18 protein-coding genes are annotated in these 18,743 nt (G+C 63.5%); 6 read left to right on the forward strand and 12 right to left on the reverse strand.

Annotation, left to right across the window (positions count from 1 at the left end; genetic code table 11):
* The first annotated feature begins 99 nt into the window (after positions 1 to 99).
* The 4 genes from EGJ86_RS06190 (at position 100) to EGJ86_RS06205 (ending at position 4,796) form a co-directional block, all read left to right on the forward strand.
* Complete coding sequence (locus EGJ86_RS06190; protein ID WP_125834441.1) at positions 100 to 915, forward strand: sugar phosphate isomerase/epimerase; 816 nt, start codon at positions 100 to 102, stop codon at positions 913 to 915.
* A 127-nt stretch (positions 916 to 1,042) separates the two neighbouring features.
* Entirely contained in the window at positions 1,043 to 1,930 is an 888-nt protein-coding gene (locus tag EGJ86_RS06195) for a DMT family transporter (RefSeq protein ID WP_099526328.1), read from the forward strand.
* 188 nt (positions 1,931 to 2,118) lie between these two features.
* The gene (gene quiC / locus EGJ86_RS06200; protein ID WP_125834442.1) at positions 2,119 to 4,026 is read left to right on the forward strand and encodes a 3-dehydroshikimate dehydratase QuiC; all 1,908 of its coding nucleotides are present in this window, start codon (positions 2,119 to 2,121) and stop codon (positions 4,024 to 4,026) included.
* Between the two features lie 98 nt (positions 4,027 to 4,124).
* Positions 4,125 to 4,796, forward strand: a complete 672-nt coding sequence (locus tag EGJ86_RS06205; RefSeq protein WP_125834443.1) for a TetR/AcrR family transcriptional regulator — start codon at positions 4,125 to 4,127, stop codon at positions 4,794 to 4,796.
* A gap of 61 nt (positions 4,797 to 4,857) precedes the next feature.
* Here the strand turns inward: EGJ86_RS06205 and EGJ86_RS06210 are convergent, their stop codons facing one another.
* From EGJ86_RS06210 to EGJ86_RS06260, 11 genes are all read right to left on the reverse strand, one after another.
* Positions 4,858 to 5,712, reverse strand: coding sequence for a shikimate dehydrogenase (locus EGJ86_RS06210; protein WP_125834444.1), 855 nt, complete (start codon positions 5,710 to 5,712; stop codon positions 4,858 to 4,860).
* A 4-nt stretch (positions 5,713 to 5,716) separates the two neighbouring features.
* A complete protein-coding gene (gene aroQ, locus EGJ86_RS06215) occupies positions 5,717 to 6,157 on the reverse strand; it encodes a type II 3-dehydroquinate dehydratase (RefSeq protein WP_125834445.1) in 441 nt (146 codons plus the stop codon).
* 210 nt (positions 6,158 to 6,367) lie between these two features.
* Entirely contained in the window at positions 6,368 to 7,390 is a 1,023-nt protein-coding gene (locus tag EGJ86_RS06220) for a PleD family two-component system response regulator (protein WP_106733463.1), read from the reverse strand.
* 59 nt (positions 7,391 to 7,449) lie between these two features.
* Complete coding sequence (locus EGJ86_RS06225; protein WP_125834446.1) at positions 7,450 to 8,454, reverse strand: chemotaxis response regulator protein-glutamate methylesterase; 1,005 nt, start codon at positions 8,452 to 8,454, stop codon at positions 7,450 to 7,452.
* Positions 8,451 to 10,715 (reverse strand): hybrid sensor histidine kinase/response regulator, encoded by a 2,265-nt coding sequence (locus EGJ86_RS06230; protein WP_125834447.1) that lies wholly within the window; start codon positions 10,713 to 10,715, stop codon positions 8,451 to 8,453. The genes EGJ86_RS06225 and EGJ86_RS06230 overlap by 4 nt, the downstream gene beginning before the upstream one ends.
* Positions 10,712 to 11,395 carry a chemotaxis protein CheW gene (locus EGJ86_RS06235; protein WP_125834448.1) on the reverse strand — a complete coding sequence of 228 codons (684 nt, stop codon included), beginning with the start codon at positions 11,393 to 11,395 and terminating at the stop codon, positions 10,712 to 10,714. The genes EGJ86_RS06230 and EGJ86_RS06235 overlap by 4 nt, the downstream gene beginning before the upstream one ends.
* Positions 11,388 to 12,635: a CheR family methyltransferase gene (locus tag EGJ86_RS06240; protein ID WP_125834449.1), complete on the reverse strand. Its 1,248-nt coding sequence runs from the start codon at positions 12,633 to 12,635 to the stop codon at positions 11,388 to 11,390. Before EGJ86_RS06240 ends, EGJ86_RS06235 begins: the two co-directional genes overlap by 8 nt.
* A 4-nt stretch (positions 12,636 to 12,639) precedes the next feature.
* Complete coding sequence (locus EGJ86_RS06245) at positions 12,640 to 13,134, reverse strand: chemotaxis protein CheW (protein WP_125834450.1); 495 nt, start codon at positions 13,132 to 13,134, stop codon at positions 12,640 to 12,642.
* A gap of 2 nt (positions 13,135 to 13,136) precedes the next feature.
* On the reverse strand, positions 13,137 to 14,768 hold the full coding sequence (locus EGJ86_RS06250) for a methyl-accepting chemotaxis protein (RefSeq protein ID WP_177432782.1): 1,632 nt from the start codon (positions 14,766 to 14,768) through the stop codon (positions 13,137 to 13,139).
* A gap of 151 nt (positions 14,769 to 14,919) precedes the next feature.
* Positions 14,920 to 15,447: an inorganic diphosphatase gene (ppa, locus tag EGJ86_RS06255; RefSeq protein WP_013717208.1), complete on the reverse strand. Its 528-nt coding sequence runs from the start codon at positions 15,445 to 15,447 to the stop codon at positions 14,920 to 14,922.
* Between the two features lie 78 nt (positions 15,448 to 15,525).
* Positions 15,526 to 16,353, reverse strand: a complete 828-nt coding sequence (locus tag EGJ86_RS06260; protein WP_125834451.1) for a zinc-dependent peptidase — start codon at positions 16,351 to 16,353, stop codon at positions 15,526 to 15,528.
* A 114-nt stretch (positions 16,354 to 16,467) separates the two neighbouring features.
* On the opposite strand from EGJ86_RS06260, the gene EGJ86_RS06265 reads away from it, so the two are divergent.
* Complete coding sequence (locus tag EGJ86_RS06265) at positions 16,468 to 18,051, forward strand: protein kinase (protein ID WP_125834452.1); 1,584 nt, start codon at positions 16,468 to 16,470, stop codon at positions 18,049 to 18,051.
* Positions 18,052 to 18,078: 27 nt separating this feature from the next.
* On the opposite strand, the gene EGJ86_RS06270 is transcribed toward EGJ86_RS06265, so the two are convergent.
* A complete protein-coding gene (locus EGJ86_RS06270) occupies positions 18,079 to 18,534 on the reverse strand; it encodes a GNAT family N-acetyltransferase (protein WP_036998299.1) in 456 nt (151 codons plus the stop codon).
* Here EGJ86_RS06270 and EGJ86_RS24955 point away from each other — a divergent pair.
* On the forward strand, positions 18,533 to 18,694 hold the full coding sequence (locus tag EGJ86_RS24955; protein WP_158620894.1) for a hypothetical protein: 162 nt from the start codon (positions 18,533 to 18,535) through the stop codon (positions 18,692 to 18,694). The genes EGJ86_RS06270 and EGJ86_RS24955 overlap by 2 nt on opposite strands.
* Positions 18,695 to 18,743: the final 49 nt, after the last annotated feature.

Consider the following 18,743-nt stretch of genomic DNA (forward strand, 5'->3'; position numbering starts at 1 on the left):
GCTCATGTACTACTCGTACACTCCGCTTTTTCGACTGCTTTCGCCTTGCTTGACCTTCGCTCGCTGCTTTGTAAACACCCTCTAAACACGAGAGTCATCATGAGCGAACGTATTCTGTCCCTGGCTGCCCTCACCGTCCTCGAAGTTTCACCGCCGGAAATGGTCGATATCGCCGCGCGCACTGGCTACAGTCATGTGGGCCTGCGCCTGGTGCCGGCCACGGCCGAGGAGCATCACTTTCCGTTGATGGCTGATGCCGGATTACGCGCACAGACGCTCAAGCGCCTGCGCGATACCGGGATCAAGGTGGCGGATATCGAGATTCTGCGTCTGAAGCCCGATACCCGGGTCAGCGACTTCGAGGCCATCTTCGACGTGGGCGCCGAGTTTGGCGCTACAGACGTGCTGGTCGCTGGCAACGACCCGGACGAAGCGCGTCTGACCGACAATTTCGCCGCCGTCTGTGACCTGGCCGCGCCATTTGGTTTGTTCCCGCATTTGGAGTTCATGCCCTGGACCAATGCGCGCGACCTGACCCAGGCCAAGCGCATCGTCGATGCGGCCAACCGGCCCAACGGCTGCATCCTGGTCGATGCCTTCCACTTTGATCGCTCGGGCTCAAGCCTGACGGACCTGGCGCAGGTGCCGGCCGCACGCATGCGTTACGCGCAACTGTGCGACGTCAACGGCCCGCGCCCGGACGACATGGACGAGATCTTGCGCCAGGCGCGCAACGAACGGCGTTTCCCCGGTGATGGCGACAGCGACTTGCTCGGTCTGCTGCGTGCGCTGCCGCCGAGTATTGCCCTGAGCCTGGAAATACCTACACGGCAACTACTCGAACAGGGCGTCAGCGCGCTGGAGCGGGCGCAGATGGCCATGGACAAGACCCTGCGACTGCTGGAGCGCTTGTAGCGCCTCGATGCCGTCCGTCACCCGCGGGTCGAATACTGTCACGCGGGTCATAGGCGGCAGGATAGGGCGGTCTGTATAGTTAGCTACCTATCTATGGTTGCGCGGCTTGCCGCATCCCGAGTACCCCATGAGCTCCAAACCGCTATCCGGCGTCAATCATCCACTCAAGGGCATTGCGCTGATGGTGCTGGCGACCTTTCTGTTCGCCAGTCACGATGCGATTTCCAAGTACCTGTCCGGTTTCTACCCGATCGTCCTGATCGTCTGGGCGCGCTACGTCGTGCATACCCTGTTGATGGCCGGCATCTTCCTGCCACAATCAGGCTTGCGCGTTCTGCGCACCAAACGTCCAGGTTTGCAGGTGTTGCGGGCGCTCAGCCTGCTTAGCGTCAGCCTGCTGTTCACCACGGGCCTGATGTTCATGCCGTTGGCTGAAGCAACGTCGGTGATCTTCCTCGCGCCTTTGCTGGTGACTGCCCTGTCGGTGCCGCTGCTGGGCGAGAAGGTCAGCCGCGGGCAGTGGGTCGCGGTGATCGTTGGCTTTGTCGGCGTGATGATCATCGTCCATCCCGGTGGCGATCTGTTCACCCCGGCGGTGTTGTTACCGCTGAGCGCTGCACTGTGCTTCAGTCTCTATCAGATACTGACTCGGCGCCTTAGTACCGTGGACAGCGCCACCACCAGCAACTTCTTCGCCGGGCTGGTCAACACCCTGGTGATGAGCCTGCTGGTGCCGTTCTTCTGGCAGATCCCCAGCGTCACGCATGGGCTGATGATGCTGGCGTTGGGGGGCTGTGGCATGGCCGCACACTTGCTGCTGACGCATTCCTTCCGTTACGCGGCGCCGGCGATGCTGGCTCCGTTCGGCTACGGGCAGATCATCTTCGCCGGGCTGCTGGGTTTGTTGGTGTTCCAGCATCAACCGGACAGCACCGCGCTGGTCGGTATTCTCATCATCTGCCTCAGTGGTCTGGCGGCGGCCTGGCAGAATGGGCGAGGGCGTCAGAAATCATAGTTGTTCGATAATCGAACAGAAAACTAACCAGTTCGTTCATTTTGAATTGCCGATATTCCCGCCCCTGCCAATAATCCAGGCTACGAACAATCCATGAGCGCCGACCAACCGGCCGAGTGAGGGCTCATGAGCGCGTCTTGCCTCCCTCACTTTGCCCGCCACGGCGCCGCCTTAGCCCGGAGCCGTCTATGCAGCGTTCAATTGCCACCGTTTCCCTCAGCGGTACCCTGCCAGAGAAACTCGAAGCCATCGCCGCGGCCGGTTTCGACGGTGTGGAAATCTTCGAGAACGACCTCCTCTATTACGACGGCAGCCCTACCGAGATTCGCAAGCGCTGCGCCGACCTTGGCATCGCCATTACCCTGTTCCAGCCATTTCGCGACTTCGAAGGCTGCCGCCGTGATCGTCTGCAGCGCAACATCGACCGCGCCGAGCGCAAGTTCGACCTGATGCAGGAACTGGGCACCGACCTGGTGCTGGTGTGCAGTAACGTCGCCGCCGATTCGCTGGGCGACGAAGAAATCCTTGTCGACGACCTGCGTTTGCTGGGTGAGCGCGCCGGTGCACGCGGCCTGCGTATCGGCTATGAAGCGCTGGCCTGGGGGCGTCACGTAAACACCTATCAGCAAGTGTGGAACCTGGTGCGCCAGGCCGATCACTCGGCCGTCGGGATGATCCTCGACAGCTTCCATACCCTGTCGCTCAAGGGCGACCCGAGCGCCATCGCCGAGATTCCCGGGGACAAGATTTTCTTCGTACAAATGGCTGACGCGCCGATCCTGGCGATGGACGTGTTGGAGTGGAGCCGCCATTTTCGCTGCTTCCCGGGGCAGGGCGAGTTCGACCTGGCCGGTTTCCTCGCGCCGATCCTGCGTGCTGGCTATCGCGGCCCGCTGTCGCTGGAGATCTTCAACGATGGCTTCCGCGCCGCACCACCGCGGCAGAACGCGGCCGATGGCTTGCGCTCATTGCTCTACCTCGAGGAAAAGACCCACAAGCGTCTCGAGAAAGAGGGGCATCAGATCGAGCCGGGCGTGCTGTTCACTCCGCCGGCGGCCCATCCCTACGCTGGCATCGAGTTCCTCGAGTTCGCCGTCGATGAGGCGGTGGGGGCACGCCTGGCCGGTTGGCTGGAACGTCTGGGTTTCGCTCACGCCGGTCAGCACCGTTCCAAGGATGTCAGCCTGCTGCGTCAGGGCGATATCAATATCGTGCTCAACGCCGAGCCTTACTCTTTCGCGCACAACTTCTTCGCATCCCACGGCCCTTCATTGTGCGCCACGGCATTGCGGGTCAAAGATGGTGCCGATGCACTGCAGCGTGCCTGCGATTATCGCGGCCAGCCCTATCGAGGCCTGGTCGGCCCGAACGAGCGCGAGGTGCCGGCTGTACGCGCTCCGGATGGCAGCCTGATTTATCTGGTGGAGCAGGCTGGTGAAGGCCAGACCATCTACGACACCGACTTCAGCCTGAACCCGGCCGCCACGGCTACGGGCAGCCTGCAACGTATCGACCACATGGCCCTGGCATTGCCGGCCGATTCGCTGGACAGCTGGGTGCTGTTCTACAAGAGCCTGCTGGACTTCGAGGCTGACGACGAAGTGGTCCTGCCCGACCCCTACGGCCTGGTGAAAAGCCGCGCGATTCGCAGTCGCTGCAGCTCGATTCGACTGCCGCTGAACATTTCGGAGAACCGCAACACGGCGATCGCCCATGCGCTGTCCAGCTACCAGGGCTCCGGTGTGCACCACATCGCGTTCTCCTGCGAGGACATCTTCGCCGAGGTGGCGCGGGCCAAGGAAGCGGGTGTGCCGCTGCTGGAAATTCCGCTGAACTACTATGACGACCTGGCCGCGCGCTTCGATTTCGACGACGAGTTCCTGAGCGAGCTGGCTTACTACAACGTGCTCTATGATCGTGATGCTCAGGGCGGCGAGCTGTTTCATGTCTACACCGAGCCGTTCGAGGAGCGCTTCTTCTTCGAGATCATTCAGCGCAAGGGCGGTTATGTCGGCTATGGCGCGGCCAACGTCGCGGTACGCCTGGCGGCCATGGCCAAGGCGCGCAGCGGTGCGGTGAAGAAACCGAGGCTTTGATTCTGGTCTGACGGTGACCCTGAGGGGCGCCGCTGCCCAGCATCTGTGCGGCCTGCCATAATCCGTACACCAATACCTATAAAAAAGACCATTGCCGTATGACAGAAGCCGTTGCCAACCTGACCCCGCCACCGACCGAGGTGGTGCGCAAGGTACGTAAGAACAACCCTGAGAAAACCCGTGAGAGCATCCTCCAGGCTGCCATCACGGAGTTCGTCCAGCAGGGGCTATCCGGGGCGCGGGTGGATGCCATCGCCGAGCGCACCGCCACTTCCAAGCGGATGATCTACTACTATTTCGGCAGCAAGGAGCAGCTCTACCTCGAGGTGCTGGTCAAACTCTACGGCGACATCCGCGGTACCGAGAGTCGCCTCGACCTGGCGTCCTTGCCGCCGGTCCTGGCGATTCGTCGGCTGGTGGAATTCACCTTCGATCATCATGACCGCAACGTCGACTTCGTGCGCATCGTCAGCATCGAGAACATCCACTACGGCGAATACGTCAAGCAGTCGCCGGTCATTCGTCAGATGAGCAACGTGGTGCTCGATACCCTCGGCAAGACCCTGCGTCGCGGCGAGGAAGAGGGCGTGTTCCGCACAGGCATCGATGTGTTGGACGTACACCTGCTGATGAGCTCGTTCTGTTTTTACCGCGTATCGAACCGGCATACTTTTGGCGAGATCTTCCAGATCGATCTGCCTGACGAACAGGTCAAGCAACGCCACAAGGCAATGATCTGCGAGGCGGTGCTGCGCTACATCCAGGGCTAGGACGGAACAAAAAAGAGGCCCTGGCCGCGCTGTGCGCGACCGGGGCCTCTTTGCATGTGGCTCAGCTGAAACTGGCGAAGTGCGCCTGCATGCGTTCGGCATCGGCCGGGCGGCCGCTGAATAGTTCGAATGCCTTGACCGCCTGGAACACCGCCATGGTGCCGCCATCCAACGTGCGGCAACCCAGGGCGCGGGCGTGGCGCAGCAGTTCGGTTTCCAGCGGGAAGTAGATGATCTCGGCGACCCACAACCCGCTGTGCAGCAACTCAACCGGCAGTGGTGTGCCGGGCAGTTTGGCCATGCCCACCGGCGTGGTGTTGACCAGGCCGTCGGCTGCTGCCACTTCGGCAGCCAGGTCGGTGCCTACCACGGCACGCTCGCTGCCGAAGTGTGCGTTGAGATTGTCCGCCAGAGCCTGGGCGCGGCCTGGCTCAACTTCGAATATGCACAGGCGTTCAACGCCTTCGGCGAGCAGGGCATGAGCCACGGCTGCGCCGGCCCCCCCAGCGCCCATCTGTACCACGCGACGGCGGGCCACGTTGGGCAGGCCGCGGCGCAAGCCTTCGGCGAAGCCCAGGCAGTCGGTGTTGTGGCCGACGCGTTTGCCGTCCTTGAGCACCACGGTGTTCACCGCGCCAATGCCACGCGCCTCGCTCGACAGTTCATCGAGCAGCGGGATGATCGCCTGCTTGGCCGGAAAGGTGATGTTTAGGCCGGTAAAGCCCATGTGCTGCGCCGCATCGAGCAGGCTCGGCAGCGCATCGAGGTCGAGGCCCAGTTGGTCGAGGTCGATCAAACGATAGAGGTAGCGCAACCCCTGTGCATCGCCTTCGCGTTCGTGCATGGCTGGCGTGCGGGAGGCCTGAATACCTTTGCCGATGAGGCCGGCGAGAATGCCGCTGTTGACGCTAGACATGACCTTACCCCTTGAGCGATTGAGCGAAGTACTGCAGGCCGAGTTGATAACCCTGGCTGCCGAGCCCACAGATGACACCGACGGCGATCGGCGAGACGAACGAGTGATGACGGAATGGCTCGCGCTTGTGCACGTTGGATAGGTGCACTTCGATCACCGGCAGTTCGCTGGCCACCAGCGCATCGCGAATGGCTACCGAGGTGTGGGTCCAGGCTGCCGGATTGATCAGAATGCCGGCGCAGCGCCCGCGTGCGGCATGAATCCAGTCGAGCAGCTCGCCCTCGTGGTTGGTCTGGCGAAACTCGATCTTCAAACCGTGTTCGGCGGCGGTATCGGCGCAAAGCTGGGAAATGTCGGCGAGGGTTTCATGGCCATAGGTGGCCGGTTCACGGGTTCCAAGCAGGTTCAGGTTGGGGCCATTGAGTACAAGAATGCAGGGCGTCATGGGGTGTCTCTTGTTGTTGTGACGTGACTGCGGGAAAAATGTACTAACTGGTTAATTCAGTCAATTCAGTGACGGCCAAGCGGGTGTGTAAAAAAATGCCTGCTGCCCCCGGGTAGGGCGGCAGGCATCAGTAGATGCGCGGGTTACGACGAATCTCGGCAGAGCCGAAGAGGGTCAGGAAAGTGGGCGATTACCGCCCGTCGAGCGGGCTCAGTGGTTTTCGCCTGCCTGCGCCACCTGATTGCGGCCGCTGTGCTTGGCCAGGTACAGGCCTTCATCGGCCTTAATCACCAGGCTCAGTGGATCGCGCTCGGGGGAGGGCCTGACGGTGGCAATTCCGATGCTCACACTGATTGGCGAGCCGGGTTTGGGCAGGTTGTGGGGAATACCTAGCGCTTCGACCGCGCGGCGGATTTTTTCTGCCTGCAGGCGCGCACCGCCGGCTGCGGTGCCAGGCATGATCACGGCAAATTCCTCGCCACCGTAGCGGGCCGCCAGGTCGGTGGCGCGTGTGCAACTGCCGCGCAGCGACTCGCCAACGCGGCGCAACACTTCATCGCCAGCGACGTGGCCGTGCTGGTCGTTGTAGGCCTTGAAATAGTCGACGTCGATCATCAGTAGCGACAGTTCGCTCTGGTCGCGCAGGGCGCGCTTCCACTCGATCTCCAGGTATTCGTCGAAATGGCGGCGGTTGGCCAGGCCGGTGAGACCGTCGGACTTGATCAGGCGCTGCAGCACCAGGTTGGTATTGAGCAACTGCTGCTGACTCTCGCGTAGTGCACGGTAGGCTTCGTCGCGCTGCAGCATGGTCAGGTAGGAGCGCGAGTGGTAGCGAATGCGTGCGAGCAGCTCGATCACGTCCGGCAGTTTGACCAGGTAATCGTTGGCTCCGGCGGTGAAGGCGGCGCTCTTGACCTTGGGGTCTTCCTTGGTCGACAGCACGATGATCGGCACATCACTCAGGCCGGGCGCCGCGCGGTATTGGGCGAGCAGCTCGAGGCCGTCGACACCGGGCATGATCAGGTCCTGAAGGATCACCGTCGGCTTGATCTGCTGGGCCACGCTCAGCGCCTGGTGCGGGTCGGAGCAGAAGTGGAAGTCGATGTCGCTCTCTTCACTCAGGGCACGTCGCACGGCTTCGCCGATCATGGCCTGGTCGTCGACCAGCAGCACCATCATCGAATAGTCGGGCAAGCCGTTATGATGGTTGGAGTTATCTTGAGGCCGTTGCATAAGCGCGTCTCCGCCTTTTTTCGTAGGTTACGCGGCTGCTTTGGCCGCGGTTGGCGTTTTTAGCCCAGGCGCTCGATCAGGCGCGTGGGAATTCTGTCCAGGGCTAGCACTTCTGCTGCGGCGCCTAGTGCCACGGCGGCCTTGGGCATGCCGTAGACGGCGCTGCTGGCCTGGTCCTGGGCGATGGTATGAAAGCCGCGTTCGCGCATCAGCTTCAGGCCCCTGGCACCATCGCTGCCCATGCCCGTCAGCAACACGCCGATAGCATCACCTCGCCAGTAGGTGGCCACACTTTCGAAGAATACATCGATAGAGGGCCGGTAGACCTGATCGGCAGGTTCGCGTCGATAGACCAGGCGCCCCTCGGGCGCCAGGTAGAGGTGGTTGTTGGTGCCGGCCAGCAGCACGGTCGCCGGTTGCAACCCTTCGCCTTCCCGCGCCAGGCGCACGGGTATGTGCGATTCACTGCCGAGCCACTGGGCCATGCCGGCGGCGAAGACTTCGTCGACATGCTGCACCAGCACGATGCTGGCAGGAAAATCCGCCGGGATCTGCCGCAGCAGCTCCACCAGCGAGGCTGGGCCGCCCGCCGATGCACCGATGGCCACCAGGCTCTTGCTGCGGCCTTCAGTGCTGCGCATGGGGGGCGGTTTGACCGAGCGCGAGGTCTTGTGGCCGATCATCCAGGCGATGTTGTGGATCTTGCGCCGCACGGTCGCGGCGTCGAGCACCTGCTGCGGGCCAAGCGACGGCGCGGCAACCACATCCAGCGCACCGGCGCCCATGGCGTCGAACACCCGTGACATGTTGCGCTCGACATCCGAGGTGACGATGAGAATGGCGCAGGGGGTGTCGTGCATGATCCGTCGGGTCGCTTCCACGCCGTCCATGCCGGGCATGAGCATGTCCATCAGCAGCAGGTCGGGTAGGTCGTCGCGGCAGCGGCTGACTGCTTCCTCGCCGTTGCCGGCGACCCAGATCAACTGGTATTCGGGTTCTGCCGCCAGCGCACGGCGCAGGGCTTCGCCCGCCAGGGGCATGTCGTTGGCAATGGCGATCCTCATTCGCGGGCCTCACCGATCAGGGTTTGTACGGCATCCAGCAGCGCTTCGTCGTGGAAGCTGGCCTTGGCCAGGTAATAATCGGCGCCGGCCTCCAGGCCGCGGCGGCGATCTTCCTCGCGATCCTTGTACGACACCACCATCACTGGCAGCGAGCGCAGGCGTGGGTCCTGGCGCACCAGGGTGACCAGCTCGATACCGTCCATGCGCGGCATGTCGATATCGGTGATCAGCAGGTCGAAGGTCTCGGCACGCAGGGCGTTCCAGCCATCCATGCCGTCGACGGCGACCGATACCTGATAACCGCGGCTGAGCAGCAGTTTGCGCTCCAGTTCGCGCACGGTGAGCGAGTCATCCACCACCAGCACGCGCTTGCTGACAGTCTGGCGCGCATGGCTGGCATGGTCGACACGCTCCAGGTGACCGGTGCCAAGCAATTTACTCACCGAGTTGAGCAGGTCGTCGACGTCGAGGATCAGCACCGGCGTGCCGTCGTGCAGCAGTGCGCCGGCCGCGACGTCGCGCACCTTGCCCAGGCGTCCATCGAGGGGCATCAGCACCAGGGTGAACTCGCCGAGGAAGGCTTCGACCGCCAGACCGTGGTATTGCTCGCGGTCGCGAATCAGCACGATGGGGATGCTGTCATCATCGCCCTGTTTCTCATTGCATTGCAGCAGCTGTGCGGCGGAGATCAGGCCGACGTGCTCGTCTTCCAGCCAGAAGTGCTGGCGCCCCTCGAGCTGGACGATGGCGCTGCGTGGCAGGCGCAGCATGCGTTCGATCTGTGCCAGCGGGAAGGCATAGGCCTCGCCGCCGATGGTCACTACCAGGGCGCGCACCACCGAGAGCGTCAATGGCAGTTCGAGGTGGAACAGGCAGCCCTGGTCGGGGTTCTGCAGCAGCCGCACGTTGCCGCGCATGCGGCGAATCTCGTGTTGCACCACGTCGAGGCCGACACCGCGCCCGGAGACTTCGGTGACCTGCTGGCTCATGCTGAAACCGGGCAGGAAGAGGAAGGCCAGCAGCTCTTCCTCGGTCATCTGCTCGACCTGCTCGGCGGTGGCGAAACGGCGTTTGATCACCGCCTGGGCAACGCGCTCGAGGTCGATGCCAGCGCCGTCGTCGCTGACCTCCAGTACCAGCATGCCGGCGTGATGACGCGCGCGCAGTTGCACCACACCTTCTTCCGGCTTGCCCTTGCGAGCGCGTAGCGCCGGCGGCTCGATGCCGTGATCGACAGCGTTGCGCAGCAGGTGCGTCAGGGGGGCTTCCAGGCGCTCCAGTACGTCGCGGTCGACCTGGGTGTTTTCTCCCTCGATTTCCAGGCGCACCTGCTTGCCCAGCGAGCGGCCCAGGTCACGCAGCATACGTGTCTGCCCGGTGAGCACGTCGGCGAAGGGACGCATGCGTGAAGCCAGGGCCAGGTCGTAGAGTTGCTGCGTGCGTTGCCCGCCGTACCAGACGAAGTCGTCGAACAGTTCCTGATGGGCTTGCAGCTGTTGCTGGCATTCGATCAGCAGGTTGCGGCTCTCGGCGAACAGCGCATGGGCGGAGGCGTCCAGGTCCGTGCCGAGCAGGTGCTCGCGCAGGCTCTCCAGGGTACGTCGTGCCGACTCCTGCTGGCGCTTGAGGCGATGCAGCGAATCGTTCAGCGGCTTGGTGCGCTGGAACTCCACCAGCGATTTACCGGACAGGTCGATCAGGTGATCGAAGCGTTCGGCCGACACCCGCAATACCCGACTGATGCGTTCGTCGGCGACCGGCTCGGCTGCTTGTGGCGCAGTTGTCGGGAGTGGTTCGGGTTTGTTGGGGGCTGCCGTTTCGGCGACAAACGCGGCGCTTTCACCTGGCTGCACGCGCAGCGCCGGCACGGCGTTGCCAAGCAGCACCTGCAGGCGCGTGGTGACGGTTTCCACCCGCGCTTCCAGCTCGGCGTCCTGTTGCGCCTGGCCGATGCGCAGGAGCAGGTCGGAACCTTGCAGCAGGGCGTCGATGTGGTCGGGCAGCAGGCGCAGCAGGCCTTCCTGGGCGGCGACCAGCAAGTCTTCCATGGCGTGGGCGACCTGCACGCCATTGTCCAGGCCGACGATGCGCGCTGCACCCTTGAGCGAGTGCGCGGCGCGCATGCAGGCTTCCAGCTGGCTGGCGTTGGTCGGGTCACGCTCGAGAATCAGCAGGCCGGTATCGAGCACCTGCTTCTGTGCCTCGGCCTCCAGCCGGAACAGGTCGAGTAGCGATGCATCCCTCATCTGGTCCGGTGTCACGCGAGGCTCCCGATCATGGTTTGCAGCAATTGTTCGTCGTCGAGCAGGGTAATGCTCTGTTCCTGCCATTGCAGGACGCCGGCGGTGAAGCGGCTGATGGCGCGCTTGTCGTCGTGTTTGGTGCTACTGATGCGCGCCACTGGGATTCGCTGGATGCCGCTGACTTCATCCACCGGTATCACTAGCGGGCCACTGCCGCTTTCCAGAATCAGCATGCGCGGTATCACCCGGCGTTCGCTGCGGCGCGCATCCTGCTGCGTGTCGAGGTCGAGCAGCTCGGCCAGCGACAAGCAGGCGACCAGGGTGCCGCGCACGTTGGTTACACCTAGCAGGCCACGGCTGTTGCGGTGCGGCAGCACGTGAATCGGCGACACCGGCATGACCTCGGCCAGGCAGCGCGTGGCGATGGCCAGCCATTGCTCGCCAAGGCGGAAAATCAGCAGCGAGCGCTGTTCGCCCTGCGCCTCTTGAGTTTCGCCCTGGCCGTAGTCGTCATCGCCACGCTCCAGCGTGCTGCCGTAACGGTCGAGCAGGGCGATGGCCGCCGCGCCGTAAACCTCGCAGTTGCGGCAATGGATATGCCGCTCCAGCTGCGGGCAACTCTTGTCGCCAAAAACGCCGATGCGATTCCAGCAGTCGTCGACGGCGGGTTGGCTGTATAGCAGGTCCTGATCAGTCACCTTCGCCTACCCCGGGGTTCTGCGCTCGTCGATACAGGCGCTGGGCGCCGCTCTGGTCGCCTTGCGCTTCCAGGTGTGCGGCCAGATGAGTGAGCGCCTCGCGGTGCTGTGGTTCGAGATAGATCGCCTTGCGGTAGTAGGCGCAGGCCTGATCGCCCTGGCCTGCCGCGTCGCAGAGCAGGCCCAGCCAGTAATAGGCTGTAGCGCTGGGGCCGTTCTGCTGCAAGTGCTGCTCAGTGCGCTGGCGCGCCTCGTCGGTGCGGCCGGCGTTGGCCAGGCTGGCGACGTCGGCCCAGGTATCCGTTACGACCGTTGCCGGCACCGCTGCGCTGAGTGTTCTACCCAGCGGTCGTGGTCGGCTTGGCGGGACAGGGCGCGGTACTGTAACCACCGCCAGGCGCGTACGCGGGGCAGGCGCTCGTGGCGCTGCGCTGATGGGCGTCTGGGCCGGGGCCAAGCGAAAGGCGAAGGTCTGCTGCCGACCCAGCGCCTGCAAACCGTTCTGGCTGGCCAGGCTGGCCTCGGCCGGGCCGATGAACAGCGTGCCGCCTTCTTGCAGTTGGCGCTTGAGCAGCTCCAGCACGCGCACCTGGGTTGGGCGGTCGAAGTAGATCAGCAGGTTGCGGCAGAAGATGAAGTCGTAGCTGGGCTCGCCAGCGAACAGGCTGGGATCGAGCAGGTTACCGGTGCGCAGCCTGACGCACGTGCGCACCCGTTCGTCGAGGAGAAAACTTCCGGCGTCCTGCTCGTGAAAGAAACGATCACGAAAGGTCAGGGCATCACCGCGGAACGAGTTGCGCCCGTAGAGGCCCTTGCGAGCCTGCTCCAGCACCTTGTCGCTGACGTCCAGCGCGTCGATCTGGAACTGCTCGGCGGAAAAACCGGCATCGAGCAGGGTCATGGCGATGGAGTAGGGCTCTTCACCGCTGGAGCTTGGCAGGCTGATCAGGCGCAGCGGCCGGCCGCCATGCAACTGCGCATGACGCTCCTGAGCCAAGCTGGCCAGCGCATTGAACGACTCCGGGTAGCGGAAGAACCAGGTTTCCGGCACCACCACTGCTTCCACCAGCGCCTGCTGTTCGCGCGTCGAGCCGCCAAGGGTGGTCCAGTAGCCTTCCAGGTTCTGCTGGCCGAGGGCGCTCATGCGTTGGCGCACGGCGCGTTCGATCACCGTGCGGCCGACCGATTCGGCTTCCAGGCCGATACGGCTTTTCAGCAGGCGCTCGATATGCTCGATCATGCCGTCAGCCCTGGTCCGCAGGTTGGAACAGCAGGGCGCGTACCTCGTCGTCGAGCAACCCGGCGACCTCGATGCGCTGGATCATGCCACGGGCATCACGCTGCAGCGGCCCCAGGTAGTCCGCCTGGCCCGCTTCCAGGCCGCTGGCCTTGAACGCCTCCCTGGGCAGGCGCAGGGTGTCGGTGGCCTGCTCCAGAATCAGCCCTAGCACTGGCGACTGCTCACCCAACTGCAGGTCGAAGCGCACCAGCACCACGCGTGTGCTGCTGCGGGATTGGGCGGCGCGCCCCAGCACGCGATGGCTGAGATCGATCACTGGGGTCACTCGACCGCGATGCTCGAACAACCCGGCTACCCACAGCGGCGCTTCGGGCACCTGTTTCAGACGGCGTAGCGGCAGCACTTCGACCACCTGACTGGCGGGAAGGGCGTAGCGATCATCACCGAGCGTGAACTGCAGGTGCAGTTCACCCGCTGCTGCTTTGCTGGGGGCTGGCATGTTCAGACCTTGAAGCGGCTGACGCCAACGCGCAGGTTGTTGGCCACCTGGTTGAGTTCATCGATGGCGGCGCCAGCCTGACGCAGCGAATCGACGGTCTGGCTGCTGGCTTCACCGAGCTGCACCAATGCCTGGTTGATCTGTTCGGCGCCGGTGGACTGCGCCTGCATGCCTTCGTTGACCATCTGGATACGCGGCGCCAGGGCCTGCACCTGCTGAATGATCTGGCTGAGCTGGTCACCCATCTGCGCCATCTCGCCGATGCCGCGGCGCACCTCTTCGGAGAACTTATCCATGCCCATCACGCCGGCCGATACAGCGGACTGGATCTCGCGCACCATCTGCTCGATGTCGTAGGTGGCCACGGCGGTCTGGTCGGCCAGGCGACGCACTTCCACGGCCACTACGGCAAAACCCTTGCCGTACTCGCCGGCCTTTTCCGCCTCGATGGCGGCGTTGAGCGACAGCAGGTTGGTCTGGTCGGCCACCTTGACGATGGTGGTGACCACCTGGGTGATGTTGCCGGCCTTCTCGTTGAGGATCGACAGCTTGCCGTTGACCACATCGGCCGCGCCCATCACCTGGTGCATGATCTCTTCCATGCGGGCCAGGCCCAACTGGCCGGTGCCGGCGAGAATCGAGGTCTGCTCGGCGTTGTCGGAGACTTCACCCATGGTGCGGACCAGATCGCGCGAAGTGGCCGCGATCTCCCGTGAAGTTGCGCCTATTTCAGTGGTGGTGGCAGCGGTTTCGGTGGCCGTGGCCTGCTGCTGACGCGAGGTGGCGGCGATCTCGGTGACCGAGGTGGTCATCTGCACTGCAGAGCGCTGGGCGTTGCCGACCAGGTTCTTGAGCTCGCCGACCATGCTGTTGAAGCCCAGCTCGATGGCGTTGAATTCGTCGCGGCGGTGCATGTCGAGTTTCGCCGACAGGTCGCCGCTTTCCAGGGATTTGAGGATGCTGACGATGCGGTTCACGGGGGTGGTGATGGCGCTCATCAGCAGCCAGCCGCAGACGGCGGAGACGAGGATGGCCAGCAGGATGGCGATCAGCAACCCCGCCTCCATGATCCGCACTGCGCTGCGAATCTCACGCGCGGCGGCATCGGCCTGGCCGCGATTCATTTCGATCAGCTCGCTCAGTAGGCTTTCACCTTTTTCCCACTCGGGAAACACGCGTTCGGCGCTGAATTGGCGAGCCTGTTTGGGTGCAAGGCTCGGCAGGCTGTCGAGCAATTGTCCGTGCCGGTTCAGATACTGGTGCTGCACCTGACGGAACTGTTCGGCCAGCGCCAGCTCCTGCTCGTCTGCCGTGGCACTCTGGTAGCGGCCGAACTCCTCGTCGAGCGCCTGCATCTGCGTGGCGAATTGGTCGCGGTAGTTGTCCAGCAGGGTGGCAACGTCTTCATCGACGGCGCGCAACAGCAAGCGGCGAGTGCCAAGCATGTGACGGGACCAGAGGTCTTGTGCCTTGCTCGGGTAATACAGGCCCGGGATCGACTCGTTGCGGATGCCATTGGCCTCGTTCTCGATCTTGACCAGGCGCATGTAGGAGACGCCGGCCAGCAGGAACAGAATGGCGATGATCAGCAGGAAGCTGACGATGATTCGATTGCGTACGGTCAGGTTCATCATATCCACGTGCCTTGGCTGATCAATTTACCCATCAACTACAGCATACCGGCACATTGCCGTTTTGCCTGGGTGTAACGAATTTGTACAGGTTGCCTGGTGAAAGGCAATAAAAAAGCCGGCTTGTGGCCGGCTTTTAGGAGGTGGTCAGGGCTTATTTTTGGTAAGCCGCGACTGCCTTGTTGATCAGGCCGCGGGCTTCTTCAGCGCCGCCCCAGCCTTCTACCTTGACCCACTTGCCCTTCTCCAGATCCTTGTAGTTCTCGAAGAAGTGCTTGATCTGCTCGATCAGCAGCGCGGGCAGGTCGGTGTATTCCTGAACGTCTTTGTACAGAACGGTCAGTTTGTCGTGCGGAACGGCAACCAGCTTGGCGTCGCCGCCGGCTTCGTCGCTCATGTGCAGTACGCCGACCGGACGAGCGCGGATCACCGAACCCGGCGCTACCGGATAAGGGGTCACGACCAGCACGTCGAGGGGGTCGCCGTCGTCAGCCAGGGTGTGCGGGATGAAACCGTAGTTGGCCGGGTAGAACATCGGGGTGGCCATGAAGCGATCGACCATCAGGCAATCGGTGTCGTGGTCGATTTCGTATTTGATCGGCGCGTGGTTGGCCGGGATTTCGATGGCAACGTAGATGTCGTTCGGCAGGTCTTTACCAGCCGGGATCTTGCTGTAGCTCATGGGGGAAACTCCCAGGGAGGGCCAAAAAAGTGGGGCGCATTATAGGCGTATTCGCAATGCGTTACTACGGCGGCCTACTCAGCCATTGGTCGCGTTTTCGACCGTCCTGTAGTCGGGGTGTTCCGCTTGCAGCCGTCGCAATCGCGCCAGGCTGTCCTGGCGGTAGAACTGCGCCAGCTGCCGGTAGACCTCGGGAAAGGCTTCAGCCAGCAGGTCCGGTGCGCTGAAGAAGTATTCGCTGGTGACCGCGAAGAACTCGGCGGGGTCTTCGGCGGCGTAGGGGTCGATAGCCGTTTCGGCCTCGGGATTGGCGTCCAACTCGGCGTTCAGCGCGTCATAGGCGCTCTGCATGGCGTTGGCCCAGTCCTGTACGCGCATATCGCGGTGCAGCGGTGGCAGGCCATTGGCACCGCCTTCGAGCATGTCCAGCTTGTGCGCCAGTTCGTGGATCACCAGGTTGTAGCCTTCCCAGCCGCCGCTGCTTTCGACGCCCGGCCAGGCGAGGATCACCGGGCCTTGTTGCCAGGCCTCGCCGCTGCGCGCGTCGTCCCATTCGTGTTCGATACCGCTGGCGTCGCGGTGGCGCTGCGGGCTCACGAAGTCATCCGGGTATAGGACGATTTCGTGAAACCCCCGGTACCAGTCCAGATCGCCCAGGTGCAGTAGCGGCAATTGCGCCTGGGCTGCTAGCAGCAGGTACTCGACCGGGCCGAGCTGCAGGCCCGGCAGGGCGGTCAGGTGCTTGTCATGCAGAAACAGCACGGCGCGTTCGCGTAATTGCTGCTCTTCACGCTCGTCGAGGCCATCGAGGATCGGCAGGCGTCTGCGTACTTCGGCCCAGTGTGCGGGATCGACAGGGTTGTTTTCGAGGGTGCGACGGCGGCGCCAGGCCTTGAAGGACCACATGCATGCGGGCTCGTTGGGAGGACCCGGCCACCATAAGGGCGCCAAGCGCTCGCTACAAGTCGGCATAAAGGCTGCAACGCCTCTTGCAGCTTCGCTGCAGCAGGAGGGCTGAGCATGGCGCTACAACTGCTGGAACATCCGGGAATCAAGCTGGCGAGAGGCACCGGGCTGGACTTGCCGCACCAGGCCGCGCGGGCTCGGGCGATGTGGCTGGCCGGTCGCCAGCAGCGTCCGCCGTTGCTGCTGGTCGTGCTGCTTTGGGCGCGCCACTGCCCCGATGTGGTGCAAAGCCTGGAGCGTCATCTGGACGCCCTGTTCGCCGATTTTCGCTGTACGCCTGAGGGCTGGAGTGAAACCCAGGCGGCGCGACAGGTGCTGGCCGCGCTGAACCTACAGCTGTTCAGGCGGCAGCAGGCCGGACGGGGCGCCGCCGACTTGCATGCCGGTGTGTTGCTGATGCAGGGCGATGAGTTGCAGTTTCTGCAGGCGGGTAGTGTCGGTCTGGCGCGTGCGCACAAAGGTGTCTTGCAAGTCCTGGCAGGGCGTGAGGGGCAGGCTCTCGGTGCTCAGGCCGAGTTGGCGTTGGTTCAGCACAGTCTGTTGCCGAGCCGCGGCGAGCATCTGTTGCTGGCGCCGCAACCGCTACTCGATGTGAGTGATCTGCAAGGGCTATGTATCCAGGCGGAGGGTAGCTTGGGCGAGCGGCTGAAGCCGCTGTTGCAGGCTCCCGGCGCTGCAGTTCTGCTGCGTCTGGGGGAAACCCAGTGTCTGGCGCCGGCACCGTCCGCTGTGGCGTGTCCGGCGCTGATGCAGATCGCCTGCGGCCAGCAGCTCGATGGCTGGACGCTGTTGCGCCAATGTCCTTATGGTCCGCCTGGACGGGTATATCTCGGGCGTGATGAATCCGGGCGGGAAGCCGTGCTCTGGTTCGCCGAAGACGAGGCAGGCGAAGCCTTCTGGCAGCACGAGTGGGCTCTGCGACGCAGTACGCAGCAGGCGTTGCCGCAGGTACTGTCGCCGCATCAGGCGCGCAGCCACGCATACCTGGTGCTGGCCAAACCGCCTCGCGGCATGCGCAACCTGTTCGATTGGGTGGCTGCTCATGGGGCGCCGGATACGCAGACGCTGATAGGGATAGTGACGCAACTGATCGCCGCCGTGCGTTCGCTGCAGCGCCGTGGCATGCAGGGGCTTTGGTTGAGCCCGAGGCAGATCCTGCTCGGTGATGACGGGCGCGTGCTGTTTCTGCCTGGTGCAGCTGCGATCCTGCCCGGTGTGGCGCGTCAGTCTTTGCCTGAACAGGCTGTACCGCTGGCGCCGGAACTGCGCAGCGGGCGAGCACTGGATGGTCGTGCCGATCAGTTCGCCCTGGCGGCGCTGATCTACTGGCTGATGTCGGGGCAATGGCCAGAGGCGGCGCGCGGCGACGTCAGGCCTGAACACTGTTATGTGCCCTTGGCGACCTTTACCGTGCATGTCCCGCAAGGCTGGGATGGCGTGCTGGCCCGCGCCCTGGCGCCGCAGCCACAGGCACGTTTCGAGGCGCTGTCGGAGTTTCAGCTGGCATTGCAGCAGCCCTTGCAGGCGCGTCGCAGTCAAGCGATGCGGCGCGTGCCAATGCAGCCGGCACGCCTGGCTGCGTTGGGTCTGGTCACGTTGCCATTGCTATTGGGGCTGCTGCTCAGCCTCGGCGGCTGACGGGCAGACGCTACACCTGCGAGTCGATCAATCGGAGTTGATCGGTAGTACGTAGTTCTTGAACTGCTCGTCCTCGACGAAACCGATGGACTCGTAGACCTTCTGCGCCACCTCGTTGTCGCGGCTGGTGGCCACGCGCATACGCACGGCGTTGGTTTCCTTGGCCATCTGCTTGGCGGTGTGCAGCAGGCGGTCGGCTACCAGTTGGCGGCGAGCATCCTCGGCGACATAGATGTCGTTGAGAATCCACACGCGCTTGAGCGACAGAGAGGAGTAGCTGGGATAGAGCTGGCAGAAGCCGAGCAGCTTGTCTTCGTCGTCGGCCAGAGCCAGATAAATCACCGATTCCTTGCGGCGCAGGCGCTTCTCGAGGAACTTGCGTGACGACTCGGGGTAGGGCAGCTCGTTGTAGAACTCGCGGTATTTGACGAACAGCGGGGTCAACAGGTCCAGGTGCTCCAGGGTGGCTTGGACGATGCGCATGGTGGGCCTCGGCTTTTCTCTATGGTGGGGCAGCAGTGGCGATGCAGCTGTTGTGCCAGCGGGTCAGCCGATGCTGCCTCAAAGCCAGTTGAAAGCGCAATCCAAGCAAGCGTTTGATTTTCCCGAGGCCGAGCAACTTGGTATTGGTGCATCTGTCTGAACTGGGCGCAGCAGCCGCCTGGCGGGCGCTGTGCTAACCTGCCGCCATC

It is taken from the genome of Pseudomonas sp. o96-267, from assembly GCF_003935465.1.
Lineage (GTDB): Bacteria > Pseudomonadota > Gammaproteobacteria > Pseudomonadales > Pseudomonadaceae > Aquipseudomonas > Aquipseudomonas sediminis.